Source organism: Sphingobacterium tenebrionis (genome assembly GCF_037126265.1).
Taxonomy (GTDB): domain Bacteria; phylum Bacteroidota; class Bacteroidia; order Sphingobacteriales; family Sphingobacteriaceae; genus Sphingobacterium; species Sphingobacterium tenebrionis.
The window spans coordinates 104,414-130,761 of sequence record NZ_JAYLLN010000002.1; the positions used below are offsets into that span (position 1 = coordinate 104,414).

19 protein-coding genes are annotated in these 26,348 nt (G+C 42.9%); 13 read left to right on the forward strand and 6 right to left on the reverse strand.

The genetic code is table 11. The features are described from left to right. Positions 1 to 16: 16 nt before the first annotated feature. On the reverse strand, positions 17 to 1,237 hold the full coding sequence (locus VJ786_RS01720; RefSeq protein ID WP_099368151.1) for an OmpP1/FadL family transporter: 1,221 nt from the start codon (positions 1,235 to 1,237) through the stop codon (positions 17 to 19). Between the two features lie 177 nt (positions 1,238 to 1,414). Between VJ786_RS01720 and tpx the strand changes: the two genes are divergently transcribed. Continuing rightward, a complete protein-coding gene (gene tpx, locus VJ786_RS01725) occupies positions 1,415 to 1,912 on the forward strand; it encodes a thiol peroxidase (protein ID WP_099368152.1) in 498 nt (165 codons plus the stop codon). Between the two features lie 137 nt (positions 1,913 to 2,049). Here tpx and VJ786_RS01730 read toward each other — a convergent pair whose 3' ends face one another. Continuing rightward, positions 2,050 to 3,222, reverse strand: a complete 1,173-nt coding sequence (locus VJ786_RS01730) for a trans-sulfuration enzyme family protein (RefSeq protein ID WP_099368153.1) — start codon at positions 3,220 to 3,222, stop codon at positions 2,050 to 2,052. 194 nt (positions 3,223 to 3,416) lie between these two features. Between VJ786_RS01730 and VJ786_RS01735 the strand changes: the two genes are divergently transcribed. From VJ786_RS01735 to VJ786_RS01750, 4 genes are read left to right on the forward strand one after another with little or no spacing between them, the layout of a single operon-like run. Beyond that, positions 3,417 to 4,028: a fumarylacetoacetate hydrolase family protein gene (locus tag VJ786_RS01735; protein ID WP_134776275.1), complete on the forward strand. Its 612-nt coding sequence runs from the start codon at positions 3,417 to 3,419 to the stop codon at positions 4,026 to 4,028. 1 nt (position 4,029) lies between these two features. Further along, positions 4,030 to 5,751: a M23 family metallopeptidase gene (locus tag VJ786_RS01740; RefSeq protein ID WP_134776274.1), complete on the forward strand. Its 1,722-nt coding sequence runs from the start codon at positions 4,030 to 4,032 to the stop codon at positions 5,749 to 5,751. A gap of 35 nt (positions 5,752 to 5,786) precedes the next feature. Beyond that, a complete protein-coding gene (gene bcp, locus VJ786_RS01745; RefSeq protein WP_134776273.1) occupies positions 5,787 to 6,251 on the forward strand; it encodes a thioredoxin-dependent thiol peroxidase in 465 nt (154 codons plus the stop codon). Positions 6,252 to 6,280: 29 nt separating this feature from the next. Beyond that, positions 6,281 to 7,750: a glycine--tRNA ligase gene (locus tag VJ786_RS01750; protein ID WP_134776272.1), complete on the forward strand. Its 1,470-nt coding sequence runs from the start codon at positions 6,281 to 6,283 to the stop codon at positions 7,748 to 7,750. A gap of 52 nt (positions 7,751 to 7,802) precedes the next feature. Here VJ786_RS01750 and VJ786_RS01755 read toward each other — a convergent pair whose 3' ends face one another. Then, a complete protein-coding gene (locus VJ786_RS01755; RefSeq protein ID WP_134776271.1) occupies positions 7,803 to 8,900 on the reverse strand; it encodes a helix-turn-helix domain-containing protein in 1,098 nt (365 codons plus the stop codon). A 196-nt stretch (positions 8,901 to 9,096) separates the two neighbouring features. Between VJ786_RS01755 and VJ786_RS01760 the strand changes: the two genes are divergently transcribed. After that, positions 9,097 to 10,338 (forward strand): CotH kinase family protein, encoded by a 1,242-nt coding sequence (locus VJ786_RS01760; protein ID WP_134776270.1) that lies wholly within the window; start codon positions 9,097 to 9,099, stop codon positions 10,336 to 10,338. A gap of 40 nt (positions 10,339 to 10,378) precedes the next feature. Here VJ786_RS01760 and VJ786_RS01765 read toward each other — a convergent pair whose 3' ends face one another. From VJ786_RS01765 to VJ786_RS01775, 3 genes are all read right to left on the reverse strand, one after another. Continuing rightward, on the reverse strand, positions 10,379 to 11,875 hold the full coding sequence (locus tag VJ786_RS01765) for a hypothetical protein (RefSeq protein WP_134776269.1): 1,497 nt from the start codon (positions 11,873 to 11,875) through the stop codon (positions 10,379 to 10,381). A 117-nt stretch (positions 11,876 to 11,992) separates the two neighbouring features. Continuing rightward, positions 11,993 to 14,311: a glycoside hydrolase family 95 protein gene (locus VJ786_RS01770; protein WP_134776268.1), complete on the reverse strand. Its 2,319-nt coding sequence runs from the start codon at positions 14,309 to 14,311 to the stop codon at positions 11,993 to 11,995. Positions 14,312 to 14,338: 27 nt separating this feature from the next. Beyond that, positions 14,339 to 16,243 carry an alpha-L-fucosidase gene (locus tag VJ786_RS01775; RefSeq protein ID WP_134776267.1) on the reverse strand — a complete coding sequence of 635 codons (1,905 nt, stop codon included), beginning with the start codon at positions 16,241 to 16,243 and terminating at the stop codon, positions 14,339 to 14,341. Between the two features lie 256 nt (positions 16,244 to 16,499). Here VJ786_RS01775 and VJ786_RS01780 point away from each other — a divergent pair, with 256 nt between their 5' ends. The 7 genes from VJ786_RS01780 (at position 16,500) to VJ786_RS01810 (ending at position 26,284) form a co-directional block, all read left to right on the forward strand. Continuing rightward, positions 16,500 to 16,790: a hypothetical protein gene (locus VJ786_RS01780; protein WP_134776266.1), complete on the forward strand. Its 291-nt coding sequence runs from the start codon at positions 16,500 to 16,502 to the stop codon at positions 16,788 to 16,790. 58 nt (positions 16,791 to 16,848) lie between these two features. After that, positions 16,849 to 17,499 (forward strand): HAD family hydrolase, encoded by a 651-nt coding sequence (locus tag VJ786_RS01785; RefSeq protein WP_134776265.1) that lies wholly within the window; start codon positions 16,849 to 16,851, stop codon positions 17,497 to 17,499. A gap of 59 nt (positions 17,500 to 17,558) precedes the next feature. Next, positions 17,559 to 18,038 (forward strand): gluconate 2-dehydrogenase subunit 3 family protein, encoded by a 480-nt coding sequence (locus tag VJ786_RS01790; protein WP_134776264.1) that lies wholly within the window; start codon positions 17,559 to 17,561, stop codon positions 18,036 to 18,038. Between the two features lie 2 nt (positions 18,039 to 18,040). Continuing rightward, positions 18,041 to 19,756, forward strand: a complete 1,716-nt coding sequence (locus tag VJ786_RS01795; protein WP_134776263.1) for a GMC oxidoreductase — start codon at positions 18,041 to 18,043, stop codon at positions 19,754 to 19,756. Position 19,757: 1 nt separating this feature from the next. Beyond that, complete coding sequence (locus tag VJ786_RS01800; protein WP_134776262.1) at positions 19,758 to 20,945, forward strand: glycoside hydrolase family 76 protein; 1,188 nt, start codon at positions 19,758 to 19,760, stop codon at positions 20,943 to 20,945. Between the two features lie 657 nt (positions 20,946 to 21,602). Beyond that, positions 21,603 to 24,629: a SusC/RagA family TonB-linked outer membrane protein gene (locus VJ786_RS01805; RefSeq protein WP_134776261.1), complete on the forward strand. Its 3,027-nt coding sequence runs from the start codon at positions 21,603 to 21,605 to the stop codon at positions 24,627 to 24,629. Between the two features lie 11 nt (positions 24,630 to 24,640). Next, entirely contained in the window at positions 24,641 to 26,284 is a 1,644-nt protein-coding gene (locus tag VJ786_RS01810) for a RagB/SusD family nutrient uptake outer membrane protein (RefSeq protein ID WP_099368218.1), read from the forward strand. Positions 26,285 to 26,348: the final 64 nt, after the last annotated feature.

Below are 26,348 nucleotides of genomic sequence, written 5' to 3' on the forward strand. Positions count from 1 at the left end.
GATCATAATTTGATTCCTACCAAGAATAGCTTAATGAAATTCCTGGGGCGTGAATATTGGTTTCGTAAGCACCTGATAATTGGGTTTCCGCGTTGGTAGTTGTTCTTTTCAGGATTTTTTGGAACACATAAGCCGCAGACATTTGCCAATTAGGCGTGAACTTATAAGTCAATCCAGCTGCTGCCATCATACGGTTGTTATCTGGCGTCTCAGGATATACGTATTTTGCCTGCACTGGTGTATACACATAACCGGTACCTGCTCGTAGCTCCAATTTATCTGTGGCCTCATAGTTGAAACCAATTTTCGCTGAAAATGCATTCTGATAATTTTTTTCGGATCGCGTATCTTGAAGGGTAGGGGTGTTGTTCTCATAATCGAACACCAACTCTTTGTAAATGCTGTAATCGATGAAGGATGCATCGATCGCTGTTTTCACTTTCTCAGAAACAGGGAAAGCAATACCTACGTTGAAAGAAGCCGGTAAAGGCAATTCAGCATCAAATTTACCGTTCGGGAAATTGGCAGCCAAAGATGCCGGAACATCGAAAGTTGCATCTCCACCTTCTAATTTCGTAATCACTTTAGAACGGTAGTTCAAGGAAATAGCAAATTCATCGGCTAGGTTATAGTGAACACCTAGGTTATATCCCATTCCTGTGCCTGTTCCACTTAAATCAGCCTGGCCGGCTTTTCCGTCAGAACCGAATACCGGTAATGCTCTTCCTAAATCTACGATACCTACGTTATACACAAAACCACCACCAACGCTGAATTGGTCTGTGATCTTAAAGCTTAATGTTGGTTGGATGTAAAATGCACGCATGGAAAGATTGGTCAATGAATATCTTCCCGGCCATTCCTTGCCCCAATCTACCGATCCACCGTAAGGGGTATAGATCCCGATACCTGCTTTCCACCAAGAATCCTTCGGTCCAAATGCAGCAAACAAGGAAACCGGAGGAGAGATTTGAAAACGTGTATGATGTACTTCGGAGCTACCTTTCTCTTGGAAGGCGGAGCGATACATGATCGCACTTGCACCCAGGGAAATGGCGTTGTTTTCCATTTTTACCAATGCACCTGGATTGTAGAGGATCGATGTTTCATCAATAAACAAAGCGGATCCTGCTCCAGCCATACCCACTGCTTTTTGGCTTTGGGTATTTACCTGCGAACCTTGGGAAAAGGCAAGGGCAGGCGATGCCATGAGTAAACAGAGTAATAATCGTTTCATATAAATATTGATTAGCGTTTTAAGTTTATTTTAATATTATGCTAACATAGTAAATAATTATTAAAATATTAAATATTTGTCAACTTTTAATAAATCGGTAGGTAATCCATTTTTTATCAAACATATTTTAAGCTATATTGGTTTTAGATTTATAGAAACTAAAAAAAATAGGCTATTATGGCAGAAGTATCATTTAAAGGTAATGCAGTGCATACCAGTGGAAATCTTCCCAAAGTAGGAGATGTAGCTCCAGATTTTACATTGACGACAGGAGATCTGTCACAAAAATCATTGAAGGATTTTGCAGGAAAACAGGTTATATTAAATATTTTCCCAAGTATTGATACTGGAACTTGTGCAGCGTCGGTTAGACAATTTAATGAGAAAGCATCAGGATTGGATAATACAGTGGTGTTATGTATTTCGAAGGATTTGCCTTTTGCGCAAAGTAGATTTTGCGCAGCAGAGGGATTGGATAATGTGATTACTTTGTCTGATTTTAAAGATGAGTCTTTTGCTCAGGCATATGGTGTGAAATTTACGGATGGTCCTTTGACAGGTTTGTTGAGTAGATCAGTGGTGGTGGTTGATGAAGATGGAAAAGTGAAATATACAGAGCAGGTCGCTGAAACGGTAGAAGAACCGAATTATGAAGCTGCTTTAGCAGCTTTGTAGAAGTTTGTGAAATAATACCCGTCATTGCGAGGAGGTACGACGAAGCAATCTTTCGATTAGTGTAAAGATTGCTTCGTCGTGCCTCCTCGCAATGACGATAAAGCTCGCAATGACGTAAAAAGCCTATCAATTACAGTCTACCTACTCGCTTCCAAAGCTTGCAAGATATCCTCAATAATATCCTCTTGATCCTCAATACCAATCGACAACCTGATTGTCCCAGGTCTTATCCCCAATTTCTCCCTTTCCTCTTCCTTCAATTTCGAATGCGTAGTTGTACCAGGATGGGTAGCAATAGACCTTGAATCCCCTAAATTCGAAGTATAAAGAATCATTTTCAAAGCGTCCAAAAACTTAAATGCCCTTTCCTTACCACCCTTAACTTCAATCGTCACAATTCCACCCCCTGCTTTCATCTGTTTCTTCGCCAGTTCATACTGCGGATGCGAAGGCAGAAAAGGATATTTCACATCCAGAATCTCATCATGTTTTTCCAAAGTCTCGGCCAATGCCAAAGCATTTGAACAATGACGATCCATCCGCAGTCCCAATGTTTCTATACTCTTCGAAAGAACCCAAGCATTAAATGCCGACATCGCTGGTCCGGTATGGCGAATAAAAAACATCAGTTTATCCATCAATTCCTGCTTTCCAACGATCACCCCGCCCAATACACGTCCTTGTCCGTCCATGTATTTAGTGGCCGAATGAATGGATAGATCAAAGCCATATTGTAAAGGCTTCTGAAGGTATGGCGTAGCAAAGCAATTATCGATCGCAAAAATAATGTTCGGGTATTTCTTCTTCAGACCTCCTAACCATTCCAGATCCACCAATTCCAGACCCGGATTAGAAGGCGATTCCAAAAAGATGAACTTGGTGTTCGGCTGGATCGCTTTTTCCCATTCCTCCGGATTGATCGCATCCACATAGGTGGTGGTCACTCCCCAGCGTGGGAACAACTGCGTGAACAATTGATGGGTAGAGCCAAAGATTGCTCTAGAAGAAACGATATGGTCTCCACTTTCTATAAAACCTGCAAAACAAGCAAAAATAGCACCCATGCCCGATCCAAATGCCAAGCCAGCCTCAGCTCCTTCCAACAAACATACCTTATTGATGAACTCCGTTGTGTTCGGGTTAGCATACCGGGAATAGACCATTGCCTCTTCCTCTTCCGCAAAAACCGCACGGCCTTGTTCTGCACTGTCGAATATAAAACTGGATGTTAGGTATAAGGGCACCGAATGCTCCCGGATGTTGGATCGTTGAGCCTGTTCTCGGATGATTTTGGATTGTTCTTTGTTCATGATGAACAAATGTATTTACTTTTTAAGAAAAATCTCCAAATACTAACCATAATTTTCCGCCTAAATCCCTGTTTTTTATTACGCAAAGGTTTGCTTACTTGCCTTAGGATTTGCCATAGCAAGGCAATTTCTTTAGATTTGTTTGAGAAGGATTTGGATTCCAGTCCAAATTGAAAAACATCAAAATCAAATAAATGAAAGTAATTGCAATTGGTAGAAACTATATTGATCATGCCAAAGAATTAAATAATCCAGTCCCTGAAAGTCCGGTGATTTTTCTAAAACCCGATACGGCCATACTAAAAGACAATAAAGATTTCTACTATCCAGAATTTTCCAAAGATGTACATTATGAAGTAGAAGTAGTATTACGCATTTGTAACGAAGGAAAACATGTTTCCAAGAAATTTGCCAATAAATATTACGATGCCATCGGTTTAGGGATCGACTTTACGGCACGTGATATTCAGTCAGCCCACAAAGCAAAAGGCTTACCTTGGGAATTGGCAAAGGCCTTTGACCATTCTGCAGTGATCAGTCCGCTGATTCCGAAAGATCAATTCGAGGACCCTCGCAATCTCTCTTTCTCCATGAAGAAGAACGACGAAACTGTTCAAGAAGGAAATACCCAGGATATGATTTTTGATTATGATAGCCTGATCAGTTTTGTATCAACCTACATCACCTTAAGAAAAGGCGATTTAATTTACACAGGTACACCTGCCGGCGTAGGACCTATCCAGATCGGGGATAAACTGGAAGGGTTTTTGGAAGGCAAAAGCATGTTTACCTGCCATATCAAATAATATGAAAAAAAGCACACTCACATTGATAACAACCCTGATGCTTGGCCTAACAACCCAGGCACAGAACCCAAATATCATTACCTCCAAAACCTATCCACAAGGGTATTTTAGAAACCCTTTGAATATTGCGCAGGATGCTTCCGGTACTTTTGGGGAATTAAGGTCCACCCATTTTCATGCGGGGGATGATTACAGGACCCAGCAGCGCATTGGATTGCCTTTGCATGCTGCCGCTGAAGGTTATGTTTCCCGATTAAGGGTACAGATCGGTGGTGGCGGAAATTCTGTCTACATCACCCATCCTAATGGCTATACCACCGTATACCTGCATATGGACAGCTTTAATTCTACCTTGACCAACATCATGAAAGCGGAACAGTACAAACAGAAGCGTTTTGATGTGGATATGGAATTGAAGGAAGGGCAGGTGAAATTAACCAAGGGACAGTTTATCGGAAATGCGGGAAATACAGGAGGTTCTGCCGGTCCACACCTGCATTTTGAAATCCGGGATACGAAAACCCAAAGACCTCAGAATCCACAACTTTTCGGGCTGAAGTTTACCGATAATTATAATCCAACCATTAATGGGATTACGGTGTATGATCTCCAAGATCCCTTGTTCAATGAAGGCACACCAAGACGTCCTCAAGCCGTTAAGGCATTGGGGTCTGGGCGTTATACCCTAGCTTCCGGTGCAGTTATTCCTGTGAATGGAAAGTTTGGTTTAGGGATCAATACCATTGATAGGCATCGGGCAGGAGGATTTCAGAACGGCGTCTATTCCATCGAATTGTTCTTGGATGGAAAAGCGATCTCTACCGTGCTCTTTGAAGAACTGGATTTCAACAGCTCAAGTGCTATCCACGGATACATCGACTTTGCCACTTTTAAAAGAACGAAAGCGAAAGTGCAGAAAAGCTTCAAAGATCCGGGAAACCCCATAAATATCTTCAAGCACCTGGATAACCAAGGAATCATTGAATTGAAGGATGATCAGGTCCATGATGTAAAATATGTGGTAAAGGATGTCCGCGGAAATTGCAGTGAATTGAATTTTAAGGTTCAGAATAGATCCAGTTATCAACCAAAAGCTAATCCTGCGAAAGGCGAACTCTTCGCCTATAATAAGGACAATAAATATACGGTAGATTTTATCCAGGTAGATATTCCAGAAGGCGCATTATATTCCGATCTGGATTTCAATTATAGCCAGAGTGCTCAACGCCCAAATTCCTATTCCCAAGTGCACCATGTAGGAAGCACTATGGTACCCTTGTTTTCGACCTATAAACTCAGCATTAAACCAACCAATCTCCCACCCCATTTGGAAAGCAAAGCGTTGATTGCATCGGTGCAGAACGGTTCGGTAGGTGGTAAATTCGAAAAAGATTGGGTAACCGTGAATACCAAGGTATTTGGCTCCTTTTATATCGTGGTGGATACCATCGCACCGACAATTACCCCAAGGAATTTCAGCCCTGGCAAGAATGTGGCCGCCCAATCTAAGATAGATTTTACCATTGCCGACAACTTTTCGGGAATCCAATCGTTCAATGCCTATATAGATGATCAATGGGTACTGATGGAATACGATTCCAAGAATAGGCACCTGTGGCATCGCTTTGAACCTAGTCTTTCCAAAGGCCAGCACCGATTCAAATTGGTCGTGAAGGATTGGAAGGACAATGAAAAAGTGTATGAAGCAAATTTCACCAGATAAGACTATAAGATAATTCTCACCAAATAAGAAAGATTATGGCAACATTAGCAATAGGGGATCAAGCTCCTGCAATTACAGCAAAGGACCAACAAGGAAATACAGTTAACCTATCGGATTTTAAAGGGAAAAAGGTAATCCTTTATTTTTATCCAAAAGATAATACACCGGGATGTACCACCGAAGCTTGTAATTTCCGGGATAATTACCAAAGCCTAAAGCAGGATGGTTTCGAAGTGATCGGCGTAAGTACCGACAGCGAGCAGTCCCATCAGAAGTTCATAGAAAAATTTGAATTACCCTTTACCTTATTGGCCGATGAGGATCAGAAGATCGTGAATGATTATGGCGTTTGGGCAGAAAAAAACATGTACGGTAAAAAATACATGGGCACCAATAGAACCACTTTCGTTATCGATGAGGAGGGTAAGATCGAACATATTATCAAAAAAGTGGACAACAAGAACGCAACCCAACAAATTCGGGACTTATTGGCAAAATAAGTCATACGAATACATTATATTTGCCCCTTATGAGCAAGCAAACAGACGATTTTTTCAAGAATATTATTTCCCATGCGAAGGAATATGGTTTTGTTTTTCCTTCGAGTGAAATATACGACGGCCTAAGTGCCGTATATGATTATGGTCAATTAGGTTCTGAACTGAAAAACAACCTGAAGACCTATTGGTGGAAATCCATGGTGCAATTGAATGAAAATATAGTAGGTATTGATGCCGCTATTTTCATGCATCCAACCACTTGGAAAGCTTCCGGACACGTGGATGGGTTCAATGATCCCATGATCGACAATAAGGACTCCAAGAAACGCTATCGTGCAGATCAATTGATCGAAGATAAAATCGACCGTTATGAAAAGGATGGTAAAACGGATAAGGCCGCGCAGCTACAAAAAGATCTAGATGATGCCTTGAATGCGGATGATCTTGCTCGTCTAAAAACCATAATTGAAGACCATAACATCGTTTGTCCTATCTCGGGAACCAAGAACTGGACCGATGTGCGTCAATTCAACCTGATGTTTGCTACCCAAATGGGTGCTATGGCTGATGGAGCAGAACAAGTATATCTTCGTCCGGAAACGGCACAGGGTATCTTTGTGAACTTCCTGAATGTTCAAAAGACAGGTCGTATGAAAATCCCTTTTGGTATTGCGCAGATTGGTAAAGCCTTCCGTAATGAGGTCATCGCTCGTCAGTTCATCATGCGTATGCGTGAATTTGAACAAATGGAGATGCAATTCTTCGTTCGTCCAGGCTCGGAATTAGACTGGTATAAGCAATGGAAAGAAACACGTTTGAAATGGCATTTGGCATTAGGAGCAGATCCTAACAAATACCGTTTCCATGACCATGTGAAATTAGCGCATTATGCGAACGCTGCAGTCGATATCGAGTATCAATTCCCATTCGGTTTCAAAGAAGTGGAAGGTATCCACTCCCGTACAGATTTCGATTTAAAACAACATCAGGAATTCTCAGGAAAGAAACTTCAATATTTTGATCCTGAAATCAACCAGAGCTATATCCCTTATGTGATTGAAACCTCTATCGGATTGGATCGTTTATTCCTTACCGTATTGGCGAATAGCCTGGTACAGGAAGACCTTTCTACCGAGGAAAGACAGGATTCACGCGTGGTCTTGAAATTCCATCCAGCGATCGCTCCAGTGAAGGCTGCGGTGTTACCATTGACCAAAAAGGATGGCCTACCTGAAAAAGCAAGAGAGATCATGGCGAAATTGAAATTGGATTACAATATCCAATACGATGAGAAGGATTCCATTGGTAAGCGCTATCGCCGTCAAGATGCCATCGGTACGCCTTTCTGTATCACAGTGGATCACCAGTCATTGGAAGATAATACCGTAACTATCCGTCACCGCGACAGCATGGAACAGGAACGTGTAAATGCAGAAGATCTAGAAAGGATCATTGCTGACCGGGTAAGTTTAAGTGGCTTATTGAAACAATTAATCTAATCTTTAGAGGAATATATAAAGCCTGTTATGGAAACGTAACAGGCTTTTTTATTTAATTACCTTTAAGTTCAACCAGGTTCTGCCTTTTATTATGCAGGTAGATATAAGGACTACATCCGACTTCCTTTTTAAAAGCATGAATGAAACTGCTCAAGGATTTGAAGCCAAGATCACTTGCCAAGGAATAAATGGTTTCTTCAATACCAATAAAGTCCTCGATATGATCCATGCAATATTGGATTCGCTTTCTTTTCAGAAAGGTTGCAAAACTGCAGTTCTCCTCTTTTCTGATGATCGTTTCGATTTCTTTTTTGCTGAGTTTCGTCCGGCTTGCGAAGGTATGCAGATCAAATTCTTTGTCTAAATAATCCAGTTTATGGCAGAAATACTGTTGAATCTGTTGAAAGATGAACTTTTCCTTCTCCAGTTTTTCATTTACAGATTTCATTTCTAAAGACCTATGGATATCATGTGCATAGCGTACTTGAAGAATCAGTGCCTTTATTTTATATGAAAAACGGAAGTAGAATATCAACAGGAAAACCAGACTTAGATAGAGGCTGTTCGGAATCTTAAAAAAATAACCAAAATGATACATAAAGCCTGATCCGATGGAAACCAGTAGCATGCAAAACTTACTTGCAAATAAAGCGAGGGCCAAAGAACCATCCAAGGAACTGGAAAGCATCCTGATTTTAGAACTTAGCGGCTTCAATATGAATAGATCGTAGGCAATAGATCCCATCAGTAAAAAGGTCTGGAAATTATGGTAAAAGAAATCCAGTAGGTGAAAGATCTCGCCGCGAAGAAGCTGTTCGGAAAATATGAGATTGAGAAAGTAATAAACATAAAACAGCACAAAGGGAAATAAAGCGATCAGCAGCAGATAAGGAGAGGTCTGTTGTTCGATGCTGTTGTTCCGGATATATAGGGAGGAGACCGATGCCACACACAGCGATACGCTGCTATAAATGAACTGTTGGTCAGTTCCCGTAAATATGCTCGTTAAAAAATGGTTGATAAATACGAATAAAATAATACCCATCATGAACCGCAGGAAGAATCCCCTTTCTTCCCGTAAGCTATTGATATGATAAAAATATATTCCTGTCAGGAATTGAAGACTAGTTAGTATTATCAATAATGACATATAGCAATTATAGAGTAATACTATTAAGAGAATAAAAAGCAAAGATTAATTTATCTATTAACACTGCGAAAATCAGCCTTTTTTCTAATTTCTGATATTCTCAAAACTTTTTTTGAAAATGAAAATCATTTATGAGACATCGGGCATAACCGAGAGGGGTTAGATTTGCAGCCTTATTGTTAAACGATAAAAAATCATGAAAAATAACCTAATAGTTATCTTAAGTATGCTGACAGTTTTGCTGTACAGCTCCTGTGATAAGAAAGAATCCCCAGAATTGGAACCTTTAAAAGAAGAGTTTGCAACATTGGATGAAAGTGTGCCTGCTATCATCCCTCATCTTTATCTTCAGATCCAAAACAATGCTGAAGTGGTAGAAAAGGATGTTTATCTAAATGCAGAAGTGGAGATTGATGGACAATCTGCCTATGCCGATTTACCAAAAGCAACCACTAGAATCAAAGGTCGTGGAAATACCACCTGGTTCAGGGCAAAAAAACCATATCGGTTGAAACTTGATGAATCAACCTCCATACTAGGCTTTGCTGCAGCCAAAGACTGGGTATTATTGGCCAACCATTTGGATTATTCCTTTATGTGCAATGCTATTGCCTGTAAGGTTGGTCAACAATTGGGTATGCCTTTTACCAATACCATGATCCCTGTGGATGTGACCATCAATGGAAAATATAGAGGAAGTTATATGTTGACCCAACAGATTGAAGTGAAGGAAGGACGCGTAAATGTGGGCGATGATGGACAGTTGTTGGAGCTGGATATGAATTTTGATGAGGAATTCCAGTTTAAAACTGCTGGATTCAATCTGCCGGTCATGATCAAAGCACCAGACATCAGTTCAGATGCAGAATTCAATTCGATCAAATCTGAATTCGAAAACCTGGAAAGGCTGATGATGGATACCAAATTTCCGAATAATGATTATGGAAAGCTGATCGACAAACAACAATTGGTAAATTATATGATCGTCAATGCATTGACGGCAAATTATGAAATCAACTACCCAAAAAGTGTGTATATGCATAAAACCCCAAGCGGGAAATATACCATGGGCCCAATATGGGATTTTGACTGGGGTTTTGGTATGGATGAAATCAAACAGCAATATTTCCATTTTGAAACGCTTCCCTTATTTAAGGAAACAGATAGCCGCTTAGGCCATAAATTTTTTACCCGTTTCTTGAAAGATCCTGAAATCAGGAATATGTACAAGAATACGTGGAGAAATTATAAATCCAATCAGTTTGAAGCCCTAATGGATTATATCGAGGATTATGCCGCTAAAATCCGCCAATCACAGCAGTTGGATTTTGCCCTATGGAAAGTTGGTCCAAACAACCATGCAGAGACCAAGAAGAACATGAAAACCTACCTAAGAAAAAGAGCCCAGCACCTAGATAACTATATCAACCAATTATAGGAAGAAGGGCATTCCAAGGAATGCCCTATCCACCTGCTCCTTAAAATTCTATTATCTTTTCATCCGTCCAGCTTTCATCCAAGGTGGCCTTGAATCCTGCATCAGTTGTCGGTGTTGGATACATATTCCCTCGAATCATCACCTTTACATTGCTTCTAACGTCTATACTCACAACAGTCGATTGATCTACACCCACGCTATTAAAGAGTTCCAACTTATAATCAATCCTTCTATCCTCCTTGAAATTCCCTACAAAATGGTTGAATACAAAACGGTTCATCACTTGGAAATTACTGAAGATTTCTATCGGTTTCACTTCCTTCACCGGCGTATGGATCTGTAATTGATTGCTGAAGGGAGTCCAACTCAACATGTTATTGATAGGGCTGACCCTTAATTTAACCAAATGGTTTAAGACAGCGACATCCGTCAATTCGATGGTGATCTGGTTATAGAGTCGTTGTAAGGTAATGGAGCTGCTATTTCCGGTTTTTCCAACCCTAAACCTATTGGTATTTCCAAAAAATCGGGCTCTGCCATCTGAAAAATCATGATCGAATCGAAAATTTTCGATAGCCGTTTGCCGGCTGGGAAGGTTTAATTCCTCGCTGGTTTCTGCAAATAGGAAGGCTCCTCGATAATCCCCTTCCGGAAGTTTGAGATTTATGCTTGCGTTTTCTCCGAATCCGATGCTGTCGATCGATTGCCAATGGGCCATGTCCTCATTGTAGATCATATACATTAATTTTCTTTTTAGTTGAGGATGCGGCACAGACCTACGTTCGCCAAAAATACGGATATTATCCACCTTCACCGTCCCTGATCCTTTATGATTATCGGGGTAATCAAATTGCAATTGAAAATAATCGATGTCCTGCTTTTTCGTAATTTCTTGGACATCATAGCTTCTTTTGTGCGGAAAAAATTCCTTTCTCCCCGTTGGAAAAACAAACTTCTGTTCAAAATCGGGTAGGGGTCTATCATTTTTGTATGCCCTCAAGGTGAACCCTTTGGCGGAATGCTCACTGATGCCGATTTCAAATTCAATAGTCTTTAGCTGACCTTGGAACTTCTGGGGCAAACGCATCCGGAAGACCTCCGGATTAGTACCGGTCAAGGCATAATCACCGGGGAACTGTCGGGTATAAAATCCATCTGAAATAGTATTAATACCGTTGTTTTTTGATCTAAACTCTACCGATGGGGTATGGTCGCTAGCAAATACATAATCAGGTTGGAATTCTCGCCTGTTGAAACGCCATAGATACAATAAACTGGGGTCGATATAAGGATTGGAATGATTGGTATTATCCTTCCGAATAGCTGATTGGCTAACTGAATGGCTAGGACTCGAAAAATCTGCAGAGGAGGAAAAGGGTTCTACAATGGAGGTGAAATTGTTGATTTCAAATTTGAAATCATATAACAGCTCCGGTTTTAGATCTTCGGGATTGATTAATTTCTTGCACTGATATAAGGGAAGGAAGCATAGAATAACAACAGTGCATCTGACAAAGTTCTGAATAGTTGATTTCATAAATCATTAATTTTCTGATAATTACATATCATTAAATATAATTTATGACCCAAAAGCAGAGGGTTATTCTCTATATTATAATATAAGAATAACCCTCTGTTAATATTTTATTAAGAATTAGATCTTGATGGTTTTTTCTACATCATTGATCCTCACTTTTACCTCTTCGCCTTTTTTACCTCGGATGTTATAATCCATTACCTGCCCATCTTTCCAGGTAAAATCAACCGTATAATTCCCTCTTGCTTTCAGGCCTTTTACTTGACCATCCTTCCAGGCAGAAGGTAAAGCCGGTAACAAATGGATCACTCCATCGTGGCTCTGGATAAGCATTTCTGCAATTCCTGCAGAGCCTCCAAAATTCCCATCGATCTGGAAGGGTGGATGTGCACAGAAGAGGTTAGGATAGGTCCCTGCACCAGCGCCTTGATAGGTGGTGTTTTGTGCATAGGCCGGTTTCAACAATTGGCGAAGGATCTCTAAGGAATGATCTCCATCATGCAACCTTGCCCAGAATAGGATCTTCCAAGCTCTTGACCAACCCGTACCTTCATCCCCACGAACCTTCAATGTCTCTTTAGCGGCTTCTGCCCATTTCGGACTCGTAATCGGTGAAATGAAATTCGCCGGGTAAAGACCGTATAAGTGGGATACATGGCGGTGCTGCGGTTCCGTTTCTTCGTAATCTTCCAACCATTCCATTACCCGTCCGGATTTGCTGACAACCACTGCTGGTGGTATTTTACCCAGATCTTGCCGCAATGATTGGGCAAAGTTATCCGAAGTCCCTAAGATGCTGTCTGCAGCAATGACCGATAGGTATAATTCCCGAACGATCTGATTGTCGATGGTTGGTCCCATCACGACGGCAGCTCGTTTGCCGTTAGCCATTTTAAAACCATTTTCTGGAGATACTGATGGCGAGGTTACTAGCCAACCAGTCTTAGGGTCCTTGACCAAGGTAGCTTGATAGAACAGTGCTGCATCCTTCAGTACAGGATAGATATCGCGGAGATAAGCCTTATCTTGGGTAAACTGATAATGTTCCCATAGATGGTTACATAGCCAGCCCGAAGCCGTACTGGCTCCCCAGGAAGCATGCTCCCCCGGTGAAGAATAACCCCAAACATTGGTCATCATATAGACCACCCAACCCGGCGCACCGTAATAGGCCTTGGCTGTTTTGGTCCCTTCCTTGGCCACATTTTTGATCATTTCGATAAATGGTTTGTGGTATTCGGATAGATTACTGACCTCAACGCCCCAATGGTTCATCTGGGCATTGATGTTCAGGTGATAATCCCCATTCCATGGTGTCTGGATCTGATGTGCCCATAAGCCTTGTAGATTGGGAGGTAAAGCCTTTGCTTGATCAGGCGCCGCACTGGACAAGGTTAAGTATCGACCGAATTGGTAATACAATACCGCCATCCCATTATCCTGTGCTGGGTTCTTATAAAAATTACTGATCCTTTCCGGCGTTGGGATATTGTCCTTGGATTGCTCGTCTGCAATAGTCAGTTCCACCCGATCGAATTTAGCGGCATATTTCTTTACATGGACCTTAAAGTGTTTGCTGAAATTGCTTTTGGAGGCTTTCACGATCTGTTGATTAACATACGCAACAGGTTCATGATCGTAATAACTGGTCGTGGCCGAAAATAGGATCTGCGCTTCATCGGCTTCTTTCAAGATGATCTGGTTATCATGCAAGGTGATTTTTCCACCTTTGTTGATGACTTTTATCTTTGCTGCAAAGGTTAACCCTTTACCACCTTTTCCATCCGGCAGGCTGCCGGTAACCGTGATTTCATTTCCCTTGATCTGGTAATCGTCGATATGTTCGTCGCGGTAGAAATGCAGGGCAAACCCGATGGATTTCTTCTTGTTGGCAGATAAGCGGATCAATCCCACATTCTGATCAAAGGAGGTAAAATATTCCCGTAGAAAATTAGTCCCCTTACTGGTAAAGGAGGTAGATGCTTTTGCTTCGTCCAGGTCCAGCCAACGTTTATAATTGCTCACTTCTTGCTGGTCGAAATGCAGGATGTTTAACCAGCCGAAATTCTGGAAACAGCCGTATGGAACATTTGCGCCATTCCCCTGACCAGATCCGGCACCCACACAAACAAAGTTTTTATTCACTAGCGCTTCAGCTAGGTTGTTCTTTCCTTGAAACAAGAGCCCTTGTATTTCCTTCAGGCTGTTTTTTGCCTCATAGTTGTTCGCATCCTGCGGACTTCCAGACCATAGGGAAATTTCATTCAGCACGATGCTCTCATCATGTACTTTGCCATCCGGCATCATCCCGATAAGGCCATTTCCCAGGGGTAGGGTTTCCTCCCATCTTTGGGCAGGCTGGTTATACCACATGCGTAGGTCTTGGGCATTCGCCATACCGAGCATAAAGCATAATCCGATTAACATTTTTTTCATAGGTTGGTTGATTTATTTATTGTTGGTTTATTCTTTTGTGAATATTTCAAATTCTGCTACTGCAAACTGCTTGTCGCCACTTAAATTTTCCGAAGGGATAAACCGGATATAATGCGCCTGTTTTGGACTTCCAAAAGAGATATGCTGTGGAACAGCATTGGCTTTGATATTCGAGAATTCCCCTTGTGCAACCGCTTGCCAGGTCTTTCCATCCACACTCAATTCTACCCGATATTTGGTTGGTGTTCCGGTGTGTTTTTGGTCCTGTCGAGGGGTAAACTGCATCCCGGTAAGGGTATAGGTCTTTGACAATCGGAATTCCACATAACCAGGAGCACTCAAGGTTGTTTCCCAATAGCTGGAAAGTTCATTATCTAAGGCAGCACGGATATTTTTATCGGCATGGATAATGGTGATTTCCTTCTTGTCCAATTTATTGGGTAGCTCGGAATTGAATTTGAAATCTGATTTTTCTTCTAGAAATAGTGCAAAATCACTCAGGGTAGGGGCGACTGGAGCGAATAATTTCAGCCTAATTTTAGATGTACTAACCGGCTTATTTAATTTGATCAGTCTGTTCGCTCCGATGCTGGTTGCACGGGTCAATGGGTTCCACTGGTTGTTTTCCCAGATGTCGATTTGGACGCTATCCAGGCGTTGCCCCAATTTGATGTTTTCCCGAAGACGGATAAGATCGAACGTCTGTTCTTTGGCTAGGGTAATTTCCAAGCTTGGATCTAATACCTTATCATCCGAGGCGTAATAGGAGTATCGGTCCCCATCAAATAGATTTTTGGTTGAAAATTGGGCGTGGTTTTCTCGTGTATTACTTGTGGTTGCGGTAGCTCCCTCCGCCAAATTGTAGGCAAAGGTCAACCGCAGTTTTTCTCCGAAAGCTGCTAAGGATTTGACGTCATTTTCATGCAGATAACCATCCGGCATAGGGGCTAGGCCCAAATTCATGCCACCACCTCGACCAACGGATTTCAAATAGATCTCAAACAGCTGGTTCGGTGTTTTTACCTTGCTGTCCTGAACGGCATGGTAGAACCAACCTGGTCGCTGCGGAACATCGCATTCTGCCGGAATCCAATATTGACCATTGCGGTCACCGGTAGGCAGGTTAGAACCATCTACTTCGCCGGGAACAGGTGTTTTACCGTTCTGGCTTTTGGGCGTAATGGTCGACCAGCTGGTTTCGGCCGCAAATCCATGTTCATTTCCCACCCAGCGCATATCCGGACCCACATCGGAAAAAATCATCGCGTTTGGTTGCAGTTTCCGGACGATCGGCCAGGTTTTTTCAGTCCATTCATAGTAGGTTGTTCGATCGATGGTCCGCTTCTCGTTCTTACCACCATAGTAACCATCTCCTCCATTTGCACCATCGTGCCAAGAAGTAAACAGCTCCCCATAATTGCTCATCAATTCCGTCAATTGTTCCCTGTAGGCATCAGCATAGGCCTTGCTGCCATACCGGGTATCGTTACGATCCCAGGCAGAAAGGTAAACGCCAAATTTTAAACCATTATCATGGGCGGCTTCCATGAATTCCTTGACCATATCGCCCTTTCCATTCTCCCAAGGGGAGCTTGCTACGGAATAGGATGTTGTTTTGGTTGGCCATAAACAGAAACCATCATGGTGCTTTGCCACGGAGATCAACCCTTTGAAACCTCCGGAGGCTGCAGCTCTTGCAATCTGATCGGCATCAAATTTTGCTGGGTTGAAGATCTTTGGATCTGCATCCCCAAATCCCCATTCCTTGTTCTGGAAGGTCGTAGGGGTATAGTGGATCAAGGTGTACATCTCCATTTCATGCCAGCGTAACTGCCGTTCACTCGGTAATGCGCCATAAGGAGCCGGAGCAGTTTGCCCTAATGAAAACAATGGACTCAATAATAATAAACTGAAGAGGTAAGATCTTTTCATATATAAATGGATATTGCCGTTAAGATACAGAATTCACGAAATATAAGAAACAGATAGGGGTAATATGTATTACATATGATACATGATAACTGGTAAATTGAAGAAGGATTTTAATGAACTAAAGGTGATTTAAAATTTTAATTACCTGAAACAGAACTACCTAAGTCCTATAGCTGATATTTTTCTTGCAAAACATCTTATACTTTTATTTACTTTGTAATTCAAAGTACTTTTATAAACTTTTAAAACAAGAAACATGACAGTTCAAAATCAAGTAAATTTTGTTCCTTACGCGGTAGCGGGAATATTGCTGATGGTTCCGGCCATTGCTATGCAATTCACTAATGAAGTTAATTGGAGCCTATTCGATTTTTTAGTGGCTGCGGTATTATTATTTGCGGCGGCATTTGGGATCGACCTGATCTACAGAAATGTAAAGAATAAAAGTAAGAGCTGGATCTATATCCTATTGGTATTGTTCGTTCTGGCGGTTATCTGGGCAGAAATGGCCGTAGGTATTTTCGGTAGCCCGATTGCTGGAAGCTAGTATGTTAAGTTTTTTTAAAATAACAGTCTGTTAATATTGTGTTGGTTAACTTTGCAGCATGAGAAACATCAACGCTGTTCTATTCGACATGGACGGTACTTTAATTGATTCAGAGTACTTTTATTTTAGCAACTGGGCACCGATCTTAAAATCGGATTACGATTTTGAGATCGATTTTGACGATTGGATCCGTGACTTTGCAGGTCATACCTTAAAGGATAATGTAGAGATGCTGAACCGGGAGCATCAGCTTCAGGTAGATGAAGAAGATATGTGGTTCGCAACACGGGCCAATTATGCCAAGGCAAACATGAAGAACATCCGCTTAATGCCGCATGCAAAAGAAATCCTAGAGAAAGCAAAGGCAGAAGGGCTTACTTTAGGCTTGGTGACCTCTAGCTACCAAACTACCGTACAAACTGTTCTGGGAGAACATCAACTATTGGATTATTTCTCCTTTTTCGTGACCCGTGAATTGGTGGAAAGCCCAAAGCCAAATCCAGAACCCTATTTATTGGCGGTCGAAAAGCTAAATATACCCAAGGAAGAGATTGTGGTCATTGAAGATACCAGTACCGGATGTACAGCAGCCAAGGACGCAGGACTGTACTGTATAGCCGTGAGCAAACAAGCGGTAGAACGCCAAAGACTTAACCATGCTGATTTACTTTTAAACGATTTAGCAGAGGTAAAAAATTCGTTATTTTAAGATGTAAGCCTTTTATCTTTCCGTAATATTCGTAAATTTAGTTTCTTGATTATAAACTTATGAATAGACGGACGGCGCTAAAGCAGTTTTTCGTGCTGGCAGGGGGAATCTGGATTGCTTCCTCTTGCGACTTCAGCGCGGAAGCCCCCAGCATAGCATTAAAACAGATCAAACTGACCAAGGCCGATGAGGAACTCTTGGCAGAACTGTTGGAAACCATCATCCCCAAAACCGATAGCCCTGGAGCAAAAGATTTAAAACTGCACCTCTTCGTCATGAAGATGGTCGATGATTGCGAAAGTCCCGAAAACCAGGAGGCTTTCCTAAAGGGGCTAAAAGCGGTGCCTAAACCTCAAAATAATCCTCAAACCGAATTGATGAGCTATTTGGAAGGTCTTCCAAAGGACGATGTCTTTCTCCGCATCCTGAAAAGACGCGGTATCCAAGGCTATAAGAATTCCGAATACGTGATGAAGAATAAATTGATCTATGAACTGGTTCCTGCTAGGTATGATGGGGCGTTAAAAATCAAGGCATAAAAATGGCAAATCTGAATATAGATACACGAGATAACCGCACTTACGATGCCATCGTGATCGGTTCTGGAATCAGTGGGGGATGGACAGCTAAGGAATTGTGTGAAAAGGGGCTGAAAACTTTGGTCCTGGAACGTGGAAGGGATGTGAAACATGTAAAGGATTATCCCACCACGAACCTCTATCCTTGGGAATTTGAACATCGGAATGAACTGCCCTATGCGGTAAAACAGGAAAACCCGATCGTTAACCGTTGCTATGCTTTTCATGAGGATGCCGCTCATTTTTTTGTGAAGGATAAGGAGCATCCCTATGTGCAGGAAAAGCCCTTCGATTGGATCAGGGGGTATCAGGTAGGGGGTAAATCCTTGCTTTGGGCAAGACAGACCCAGCGATGGTCGGACTTTGATTTTGAAGGTCCTGCCAGAGATGGATTTGCCGTGGATTGGCCAATCCGCTATGCGGATATCAAACCTTGGTACGATCATGTGGAACGTTTTGCCGGTATTGCAGGGGATAGGGATGGTCTTCCGGAATTACCGGATGGGGAATTCCTACCGGCCTATCCGCTAAACATCGTCGAAAAATATTTCAAACAGCAAGTGGAGCAGAAATATCCCGAAAGAAAGGTGATCTCTGCCCGCTGTGCGCACCTATCCCATGCCAATCAGATTCACATCGATCAAGGCAGGGTGAAATGTCAAAATAGAACCTTATGCCAGCGAGGCTGTCCCTTTGGAGGTTATTTCAGTTCGAATGCCTCTACCTTACCCTGGGCAGCAAAGACTGGAAATATGACCTTACGACCAAATTCCGTCGTGCATTCTATTTTATATGATGAAAGCAAGGGGAAGGCAATAGGGGTAAAAGTCATCGACAAGGACAGCAAAGAAGAAATCGATTTCTTCGCGAAAGTAATCTTCCTGAATGCTGCGGCACTCAATTCCAATTTATTGCTGCTGAATTCCACCTCCCAACGTTTTCCAAATGGTTTGGGAAATGATAGTGGTACGCTGGGTAAATATGTGGCCTTCCACAATTACAGCGCAAGGATTTCTGCGGAGTATGAAGGCTATCTGGATTATAAAACCGATGGTAGGAACCCTGCCGGTGGTGGTTATATCCCGAGATTCCGTAACCTGCATAAACAGGAAACGGATTATCTACGGGGCTATGCTGCTGGTTTTGGAGCCTACCGTTCCTCTTATTCGGATGAATCTGGATTAGGGATTTCGCTTAAGGAATCCATCCTCAACCCGAAGCTTGGAAACTGGGGCGTGGGTTCGCATATGATGGGGGAGACCATACCGAAGGCTTCTAATTATGTAGCCTTGGATGGAAAGGAGAAAGATGAATGGGGAATGCCATTGTTGCGGGTGTCGGTTGATTACGATGATAATGATAATAAGATGAAGAAGGATTATCTCGATACGATGGAAGAGATGTTCCTGGCAGCAGGTTTTAAGAATATCCAACGTAATGATGCCTGGCAGGCACCGGGATTGGATATCCACGAAATGGGCGGCGTAAGGATGGGCCTGGATCCGAAGACCTCCATGTTGAACAAATGGCACCAGCTACACGCCTGTAAAAATGTATATGTGACGGATGGTTCGAGCATGACCTCGACATCCACCCAGAACCCTTCCCTGACTTATATGGCTTTTGCAGCAAGGGCCGTAGATCATGCTGTTTCAGAACTTAAAAAAGGAAATTTATAAGATGAGAATAATCAACCTAACCAACCTGTTTTTTTTCTTATTTATCCTGGATACGGGCTTTGCGTCAGCACAGCCCAAACCGGCTAAACTTAGCCCACAACAAAGGGCTCAAATTATTTTGGATTCCATCTATACCCATTATGCGGTGAATGGAAGTTTCTTGTTGCGCGAAAATTATCCTTTTGATGCAGGCTATCAGGCCAGTTATCTGGGGGATAATAAACCCGCTCCGAAAGGGAATGCGTATTCCTACCTCTGGCCATTTTCCGGTACTTTATCTGCGCAGGTGGCTCTTTTGGAAAGCCAACCTAAGAACAAGGCCAAGAGGAAGGAGATCGATATGAAGGTATTGACCGGATTGGAGGAGTATATAGACCAAAGAGCACCGGTGGGCTATGCTTCCTATGTACGAACGGCACGGCAATCGGATCGGTTTTACGATGATAATGTCTGGCTGGGGATAGATTTTGCGGATCTGTACTTAGCTACCAAAGACAAAAAGTACTTGGCGAAATCGGAAGAAATCTGGCGCTTTGTGGCGAGCGGGATGGATGATAAATTAGGCGGAGGGATTTATTGGTGTGAACAAAAAAAGGAATCAAAGAATACCTGTTCCAATGCACCAGGTGTTGTTTTTTTGATGAAACTATATCAGGCAACCAAGAAGAAAACGTATTTGGATCAAGCTGTTTCCTTGTATGCTTGGACGAAGAAAAACCTACAGGATCCGACGGACCATTTGTATTTTGATCATGTGACCTTGTCGGGGAAGATCGGAAGGGCGAAATTTCCTTATAACTCCGGACAGATGTTGCAGGCTGCGGTGTTGTTGTATGAAGTAGGGAAGGAGAAGAGGTATTTGGAAGATGCGCAAGCCATTGCGAAATCTGCTCATGGATATTTTTTCCATGACGAGGAGGAAAGGGCAGGGAAAAGGTTCAGGTTATTGAAGAATTCGGATATTTGGTTTATTGCGGTGATGATGAGGGGATTTGTGGAGTTGTACCAGGTGGATAGGGATCCGGTTTATTTGCAGAGTTTTAAGGATAATTTGGATTATGCCTGGGAAAATCTGAAGGATGAGAATGGATTGTTCTATAAGGATTGGAAAGGAGAACGGAAAAACAATAAGAAATGGTTGCTTGATCAAGCCGCCATGGCGGAAATGAACGCAAGGTTAAAATTTTAGGTTTTTTTGTGGGTAGGACCTCATTGAAGGGGTTAGCGTCATTGCGAGGAGGTACTTTCCGCGTCATTGCGAGGAGGTACGACGAAGCAATCTTTCTCCATGTCATGCTGAGCGCAGTCGAAGCATCTGTTCGTATGCAACCGTTCAGATCCTTCGACGATGCGCAGGATGACACAGTCCAAAGATTGCTTCGTTCCTCGCAATGACGGAGTGATTCGCAATGACGGGGAAAAGTACAAGAAACAGTAACCAAACCTATGATTTTCGCTATAAAATCATGCTTAAAGCATATTTAAACCGTGTTTTTATATGCCAAACATACATTTTACATACTTTCACATTACTTTCATCCTACTTTCGCTCGGAAGGAAACCACCACTCAACCAATCCTTAACCACCACTCAACCACTGCTCAACCACCCCTCAACCAATTTCCAACAACCTACCACCACCCAACCCCCTCCACCTCAACATTTAACATAATTTTTCCAATTTTTTCCAAAAATTAACAACTCATGGATAATAAATCTATTTAGCCAGCGTTTTAATCTTACTGTAACTAATCTGATACAAATCTTACTAAAAAACTAAACCGTTTTAGTAATTACATTGAAACATATAAACCTTTAAATAATTATATACTAAACGTTAATTAACATGCCGAACTATTACAGTAAACAAAATCATCGCACAGGCTTTGTACGGGGGAGTATTTTATGCTTTGCCCTCTTGGCCTGCAGCTATGGGTATGCCAATGCCATGCCTAAAGCTGCCACCGTTGAGGTAAATTCCGTAATCGCTCAACAGACAGTTACCGGAACGGTGAAGAACAGTGCCAATGGATCACCCTTATCAGGGGTTACCATTAAGGTCAAAGGAAAGGATGCCAGCACCCAAACAGATGCCTCCGGAAAATTCAGCATTGCCGCCGAAAATGGCGATGTCCTACAGGTAAGCTATATTGGCTTCGCCAACCAGGAGGTCACCGTTAGTGGCACCATGGCCAATGTCAATCTGATTTCCGAAGAAGAAAGTCTGGAGGAAGTAGTGGTGGTCGGATACGGTACACAAAGAAGGAAGGAAATCACCTCTGCTGTAGCCTCCGTAAAAGAAAAAGATTTCAATAAAGGCGGGATGCGTAGTCCCATGGACCTTGTTCAGGGAAAAGTGGCCGGTCTGAACATCACCCGTACCCAAGGTAGCAATCCCAATTCCAGTACCAGCATCCAATTACGGGGTATGGCTTCCCTAAAAGGAACCAATTCACCCTTGATTGTAGTCGATGGTATTCCGGGCGGGAACTTGGATCTGATCAAACAGGGCGATATCGAATCCATCGATGTCCTGAAGGACGGTTCCGCCGCTGCGATCTATGGTACCCGCGGTAATGGCGGGGTCATCTTGGTCACTACCAAGAAAGGGAAAGCAGGAGCCGCCCAATTCGAATACATGACCTATGGACAGACCGAAAGAGTCAACCGAAAACCTAGCATGTTAAGTGCCGATCAATTCCGACAGCTGATCGTTCAGGGTGAAAACAAACCCGATCTTGATCTTGGTGCTTCCACCGATCTATACGATGAGCTGATCAATAAGGACAATTTTTCCCATTTCCATAATTTCATCGCCAGTGGTGGGGGAGAAAATTCCACTTACCGGGCATCCTTCAACTATGAAAATGCTAAGGGTATTGCCAAACAGAATGGAAGAGAACAATTTGGAGGGCGTATCAACTTCAATCAGACAGGTTTGGATAACCGTTTGACATTGACCGCTAACCTGGCTGCCAATTTCAATAAGGCCAATCTTTTAGGCGGAAAGACAGGCGATTTTGAGCAGACTATCCAAAGAAATCCGACGGCACCCATCATGAATCCGGATGGGACCTACTATCAAACACAAGAATATAACAACTATAACCCGATGAGCCGTTTGGCCCATAGGATCGAAGAGCGAAACCAGCAGACCTTCTCCGGAGATGCTCGCTTGAAATTCCAGATATTGGATGAATTAAGCGTGTCCGCCTTCGGTTCCTACGTTCGCGACAACTGGAATGACCGACAATATCGGTCGATCCTGGATTGGGACCAACGGCCGGATGATACCGAATATGATGGAACAGGATATGCCTATAAGCGTAACGACCTGAACTGGACCAAAACGTTCGAAAGTACCATCGACTATAACAAAACCTTCAACGATGTACATACCTTCACCGGTCTATTGGGCTACAGTTACCAATACATGACCGCGGAGTATTTCAACATGTCGAACTCGGGATTTTCCACCGATGGATTCCTGGATTGGGATTTCAATTCCGGAACAGCTATCATCAATACCAAATACCCTAGACCAGCTTTAGGATCTTTCAAGGATGAAAATACGCTGATCGCCTTCTTTGGAAGGGTTAACTACAATTATGCGGATAAATATTTCGTGACGGCGATCCTTCGTAGAGAGGGTTCCTCTAAGTTTGGAGCGAACAATAAATGGGGTAACTTCCCAGCGATCTCCGCTGGTTGGAACATCAGCAACGAAGATTTCTTCGGCAACAAGGACGTGGTCAATGAATTGAAACTTCGCGCTGGATATGGGGTTACAGGTAACCAAGGGATCCCGAATTACCTTTCCTTTATCCGTTTAGGTACGGGCGGGTATTACCCACAGGATGGGGTATATTACCAGACCTATGGTGTAGAGAACAATGCCAACCCGGATCTGAAATGGGAACAGAAGGCAGAGACCAACATCGGTTTGGATTTTGCGCTCCTAAACAGCAAGATCACTGGTGCATTGGATGTCTACCATCGGAAGACCACCGACCTTCTGTATGAATATAATGCGCAATTGCCTGCCTATGTGCAGCCAAGCATTTGGTATAACGTAGGAGAGGTGGTGAACAAAGGGGTGGAACTGCAATTGACCGCTTTCCCAATCTCTAGGGAAAACTTCACCTGGCAGGTCGATTTCACCGGTAATTACCAGAAAAATAAATTGGCGAAACTTTCCAGCGATATCTTCAAAAGCAACTGGTTGGAATTCGGAGGACTTCCTAGTCCGGGGAATTTAGGTAATGCCATGCGTTTGGAAGAAGGCGGCGAGATCGGGAATTTCTATGGTAAACGTTTTGCCGGATTCGATGACGAAGGGAAATGGCTTTTCTATAAAGCCGATGGCAGCACCGCCCATGCCGGAGATATGAACAACGATGACCGTGCGTATATCGGAAACGGGATACCAAAATTCCAGGCTTCCCTGGGTAACCGTTTTACCTATAAAGGTTTTGACCTGACGGTATTCCTTCGAGGAAAATTCAAGTATGATATCCTAAATACGGCCGACATGTTCTTTGGTAACAAGAAATGGATTCCGAACAATGTTTTTGAGTCTGCTTTTGGAAAGCATGATCAATTGAACGATGATCCACAGTATTCCGATTACTACCTAGAGAATGGTTCCTTTGTTAAGATTGACAACATCACCTTAGGTTATAACATCAGAACCAAGACCCCGTTGATCCGCAATATGTATGTATACCTGACAGCAAGAAATATTGCGACTATTACGTCCTATTCAGGGATCGATCCGGAGCTGCAGGATACTGGTTTTGATGGCGGGATAGATTCGCGTGGTTTTTATCCGAGGACGCAATCATGGACGATGGGATTAAATATTGGCTTTTAAAGGAGGGAATTATGAAATTACTAGATAAAAAAACGATACGATTTGCGGCTGCACTTTTTATTGGGACAAGTCTGATGACAGGTTGTACCAACCTGGATGAGACCATGTACAGTAAATTGGAGAAGGAATCTTTCTATAAGAACAAACTGGAGGTGATGCAGGCGGCCTTACGTCCATTTACGCATATGCAGGCCTGGTTGGCACCAACTGGAGCAAGTGCATTCTATTACCATTCTGAACTTTCGGCTGATCAACTTGCTTGGCCACAGAAAGGTCGTCATGGTTATGATGGTGGAGACCATTTCCGTATGCACTACCACACCTGGACAGAAACGGAAAACCGGATGCGCGATGCATGGAACCTCATGTGGACCGGGGTAGGATTTGTCAACAATGCGATTGCTGACATTAGTACCTTGGATGCTGAAAAAATCGGCATGACAGCGGAAGAGGTACAATCCGTGGTTTCACAGCTGAAGGTCCTTCGGGCATACCATTACATCCGCATGATGGACATGTGGGGGAATATTCCCATTGTGACAGAAGTTGCCAACAGTCCTGTAAATCCGGAGACCAAGACTCGTAAGGAAGTGTTCGATTTCATTAAAACGGAGTTGGAAGCAGAAGTGACCAAACTTCCGGATCTGAATGCAGAAACGGTGGGTAAAGTAAACCGTGCGGCGGGTTATGCCATGCTGTCAGAGCTTTACCTGAACGCCCAAAAATGGACGGGAACCCCGATGTGGGATGAATGTATCGCGGCGGCGGATAAGGTGATCAGCGGTGCTGGTGGCGGGATTGGTGGAACACCAAAATTATCCCCGAACATCAACGCGATCTTCAGCAATACCAATTCGGCAAATCCAGAATCGATCTTTCAATTTCAGTACAGCCGTAAGGGCGGATTCACCTTTGATTGGGGAGGCTTCTTTATGGGCTATGATTATATGAAAGAAGCATTGGGCGTAAGTTATGGCGGATGGAATGCCTTTGTGGTGATCCCTACAGCCTTCGATGCCTACAATGCACAGGATCTTCGTAAAAAAGACTGGTTCCTGTTCGGACCACAGTACAAACGCGGGACGACCACACCGGTGCTGGGAACGGAAGAATATGCCAAACAACCGTTATCCTTCGTGAATTCCATCCGTCGGGAAAGTGAGGGTGATAAAACATCGGAAGGATCCATGGCTGAAGGGGAAGAAAACTCCGGCGCTCGATTCAACAAATATAAATCAGGAATTACCTCCGACGAGAATTATCAGGAGAATGATTATGTGATCTATCGCTTGACCGAGGTGATCTTCAATAAAGCGGAGGCTTTAATGCGTAAGAATGGTGGAGCTGCCAATCAAGCGGCAGTAGACCTGATCAATTCCAGCCGTCAACGTGCTTTTGCGGCAGCTGACTGGACGGCCAACAGGTATACAACCGCAACCCTTACACTGGATGAATTGTTGGCTGAACGCGGCCGGGAGTTTATCTTTGAAGGGAAGCGCCGGACCGATCTGATCCGTTTTGGTAAGTTCACCACTGGAACTTGGTGGGACCATAAAGCAACGGGTGATGTGAACAAGGAAATCTTTCCGATTCCACAGACCCAAATGGCCATTAATCCAAATCTGAAACAGAATCCAGGATATAATGGTGGTTAAGTAAAATACCTTTCTCAAATAAAAAGCGGGAATTCAATGAAAATTGATTCCCGCTTATTTTTTT

Bases quoted from the DNA above. Each gene is read 5' to 3' on its own strand.
- VJ786_RS01735 (WP_134776275.1), top strand. From the start codon at position 3,417: ATGAAAGTAATTGCAATTGGTAGAAACTATATTGATCATGCCAAAGAA.
- VJ786_RS01760 (WP_134776270.1), top strand. From the start codon at position 9,097: ATGAAAAATAACCTAATAGTTATCTTAAGTATGCTGACAGTTTTGCTG.
- VJ786_RS01770 (WP_134776268.1), bottom strand. From the start codon at position 14,311: ATGAAAAAAATGTTAATCGGATTATGCTTTATGCTCGGTATGGCGAAT.
- VJ786_RS01730 (WP_099368153.1), bottom strand. From the start codon at position 3,222: ATGAACAAAGAACAATCCAAAATCATCCGAGAACAGGCTCAACGATCC.
- VJ786_RS01780 (WP_134776266.1), top strand. From the start codon at position 16,500: ATGACAGTTCAAAATCAAGTAAATTTTGTTCCTTACGCGGTAGCGGGA.
- VJ786_RS01750 (WP_134776272.1), top strand. From the start codon at position 6,281: ATGAGCAAGCAAACAGACGATTTTTTCAAGAATATTATTTCCCATGCG.
- VJ786_RS01755 (WP_134776271.1), bottom strand. From the start codon at position 8,900: ATGTCATTATTGATAATACTAACTAGTCTTCAATTCCTGACAGGAATA.
- bcp (WP_134776273.1), top strand. From the start codon at position 5,787: ATGGCAACATTAGCAATAGGGGATCAAGCTCCTGCAATTACAGCAAAG.
- VJ786_RS01785 (WP_134776265.1), top strand. From the start codon at position 16,849: ATGAGAAACATCAACGCTGTTCTATTCGACATGGACGGTACTTTAATT.
- tpx (WP_099368152.1), top strand. From the start codon at position 1,415: ATGGCAGAAGTATCATTTAAAGGTAATGCAGTGCATACCAGTGGAAAT.
- VJ786_RS01775 (WP_134776267.1), bottom strand. From the start codon at position 16,243: ATGAAAAGATCTTACCTCTTCAGTTTATTATTATTGAGTCCATTGTTT.
- VJ786_RS01800 (WP_134776262.1), top strand. From the start codon at position 19,758: ATGAGAATAATCAACCTAACCAACCTGTTTTTTTTCTTATTTATCCTG.
- VJ786_RS01795 (WP_134776263.1), top strand. From the start codon at position 18,041: ATGGCAAATCTGAATATAGATACACGAGATAACCGCACTTACGATGCC.
- VJ786_RS01765 (WP_134776269.1), bottom strand. From the start codon at position 11,875: ATGAAATCAACTATTCAGAACTTTGTCAGATGCACTGTTGTTATTCTA.
- VJ786_RS01790 (WP_134776264.1), top strand. From the start codon at position 17,559: ATGAATAGACGGACGGCGCTAAAGCAGTTTTTCGTGCTGGCAGGGGGA.
- VJ786_RS01720 (WP_099368151.1), bottom strand. From the start codon at position 1,237: ATGAAACGATTATTACTCTGTTTACTCATGGCATCGCCTGCCCTTGCC.
- VJ786_RS01740 (WP_134776274.1), top strand. From the start codon at position 4,030: ATGAAAAAAAGCACACTCACATTGATAACAACCCTGATGCTTGGCCTA.
- VJ786_RS01805 (WP_134776261.1), top strand. From the start codon at position 21,603: ATGCCGAACTATTACAGTAAACAAAATCATCGCACAGGCTTTGTACGG.
- VJ786_RS01810 (WP_099368218.1), top strand. From the start codon at position 24,641: ATGAAATTACTAGATAAAAAAACGATACGATTTGCGGCTGCACTTTTT.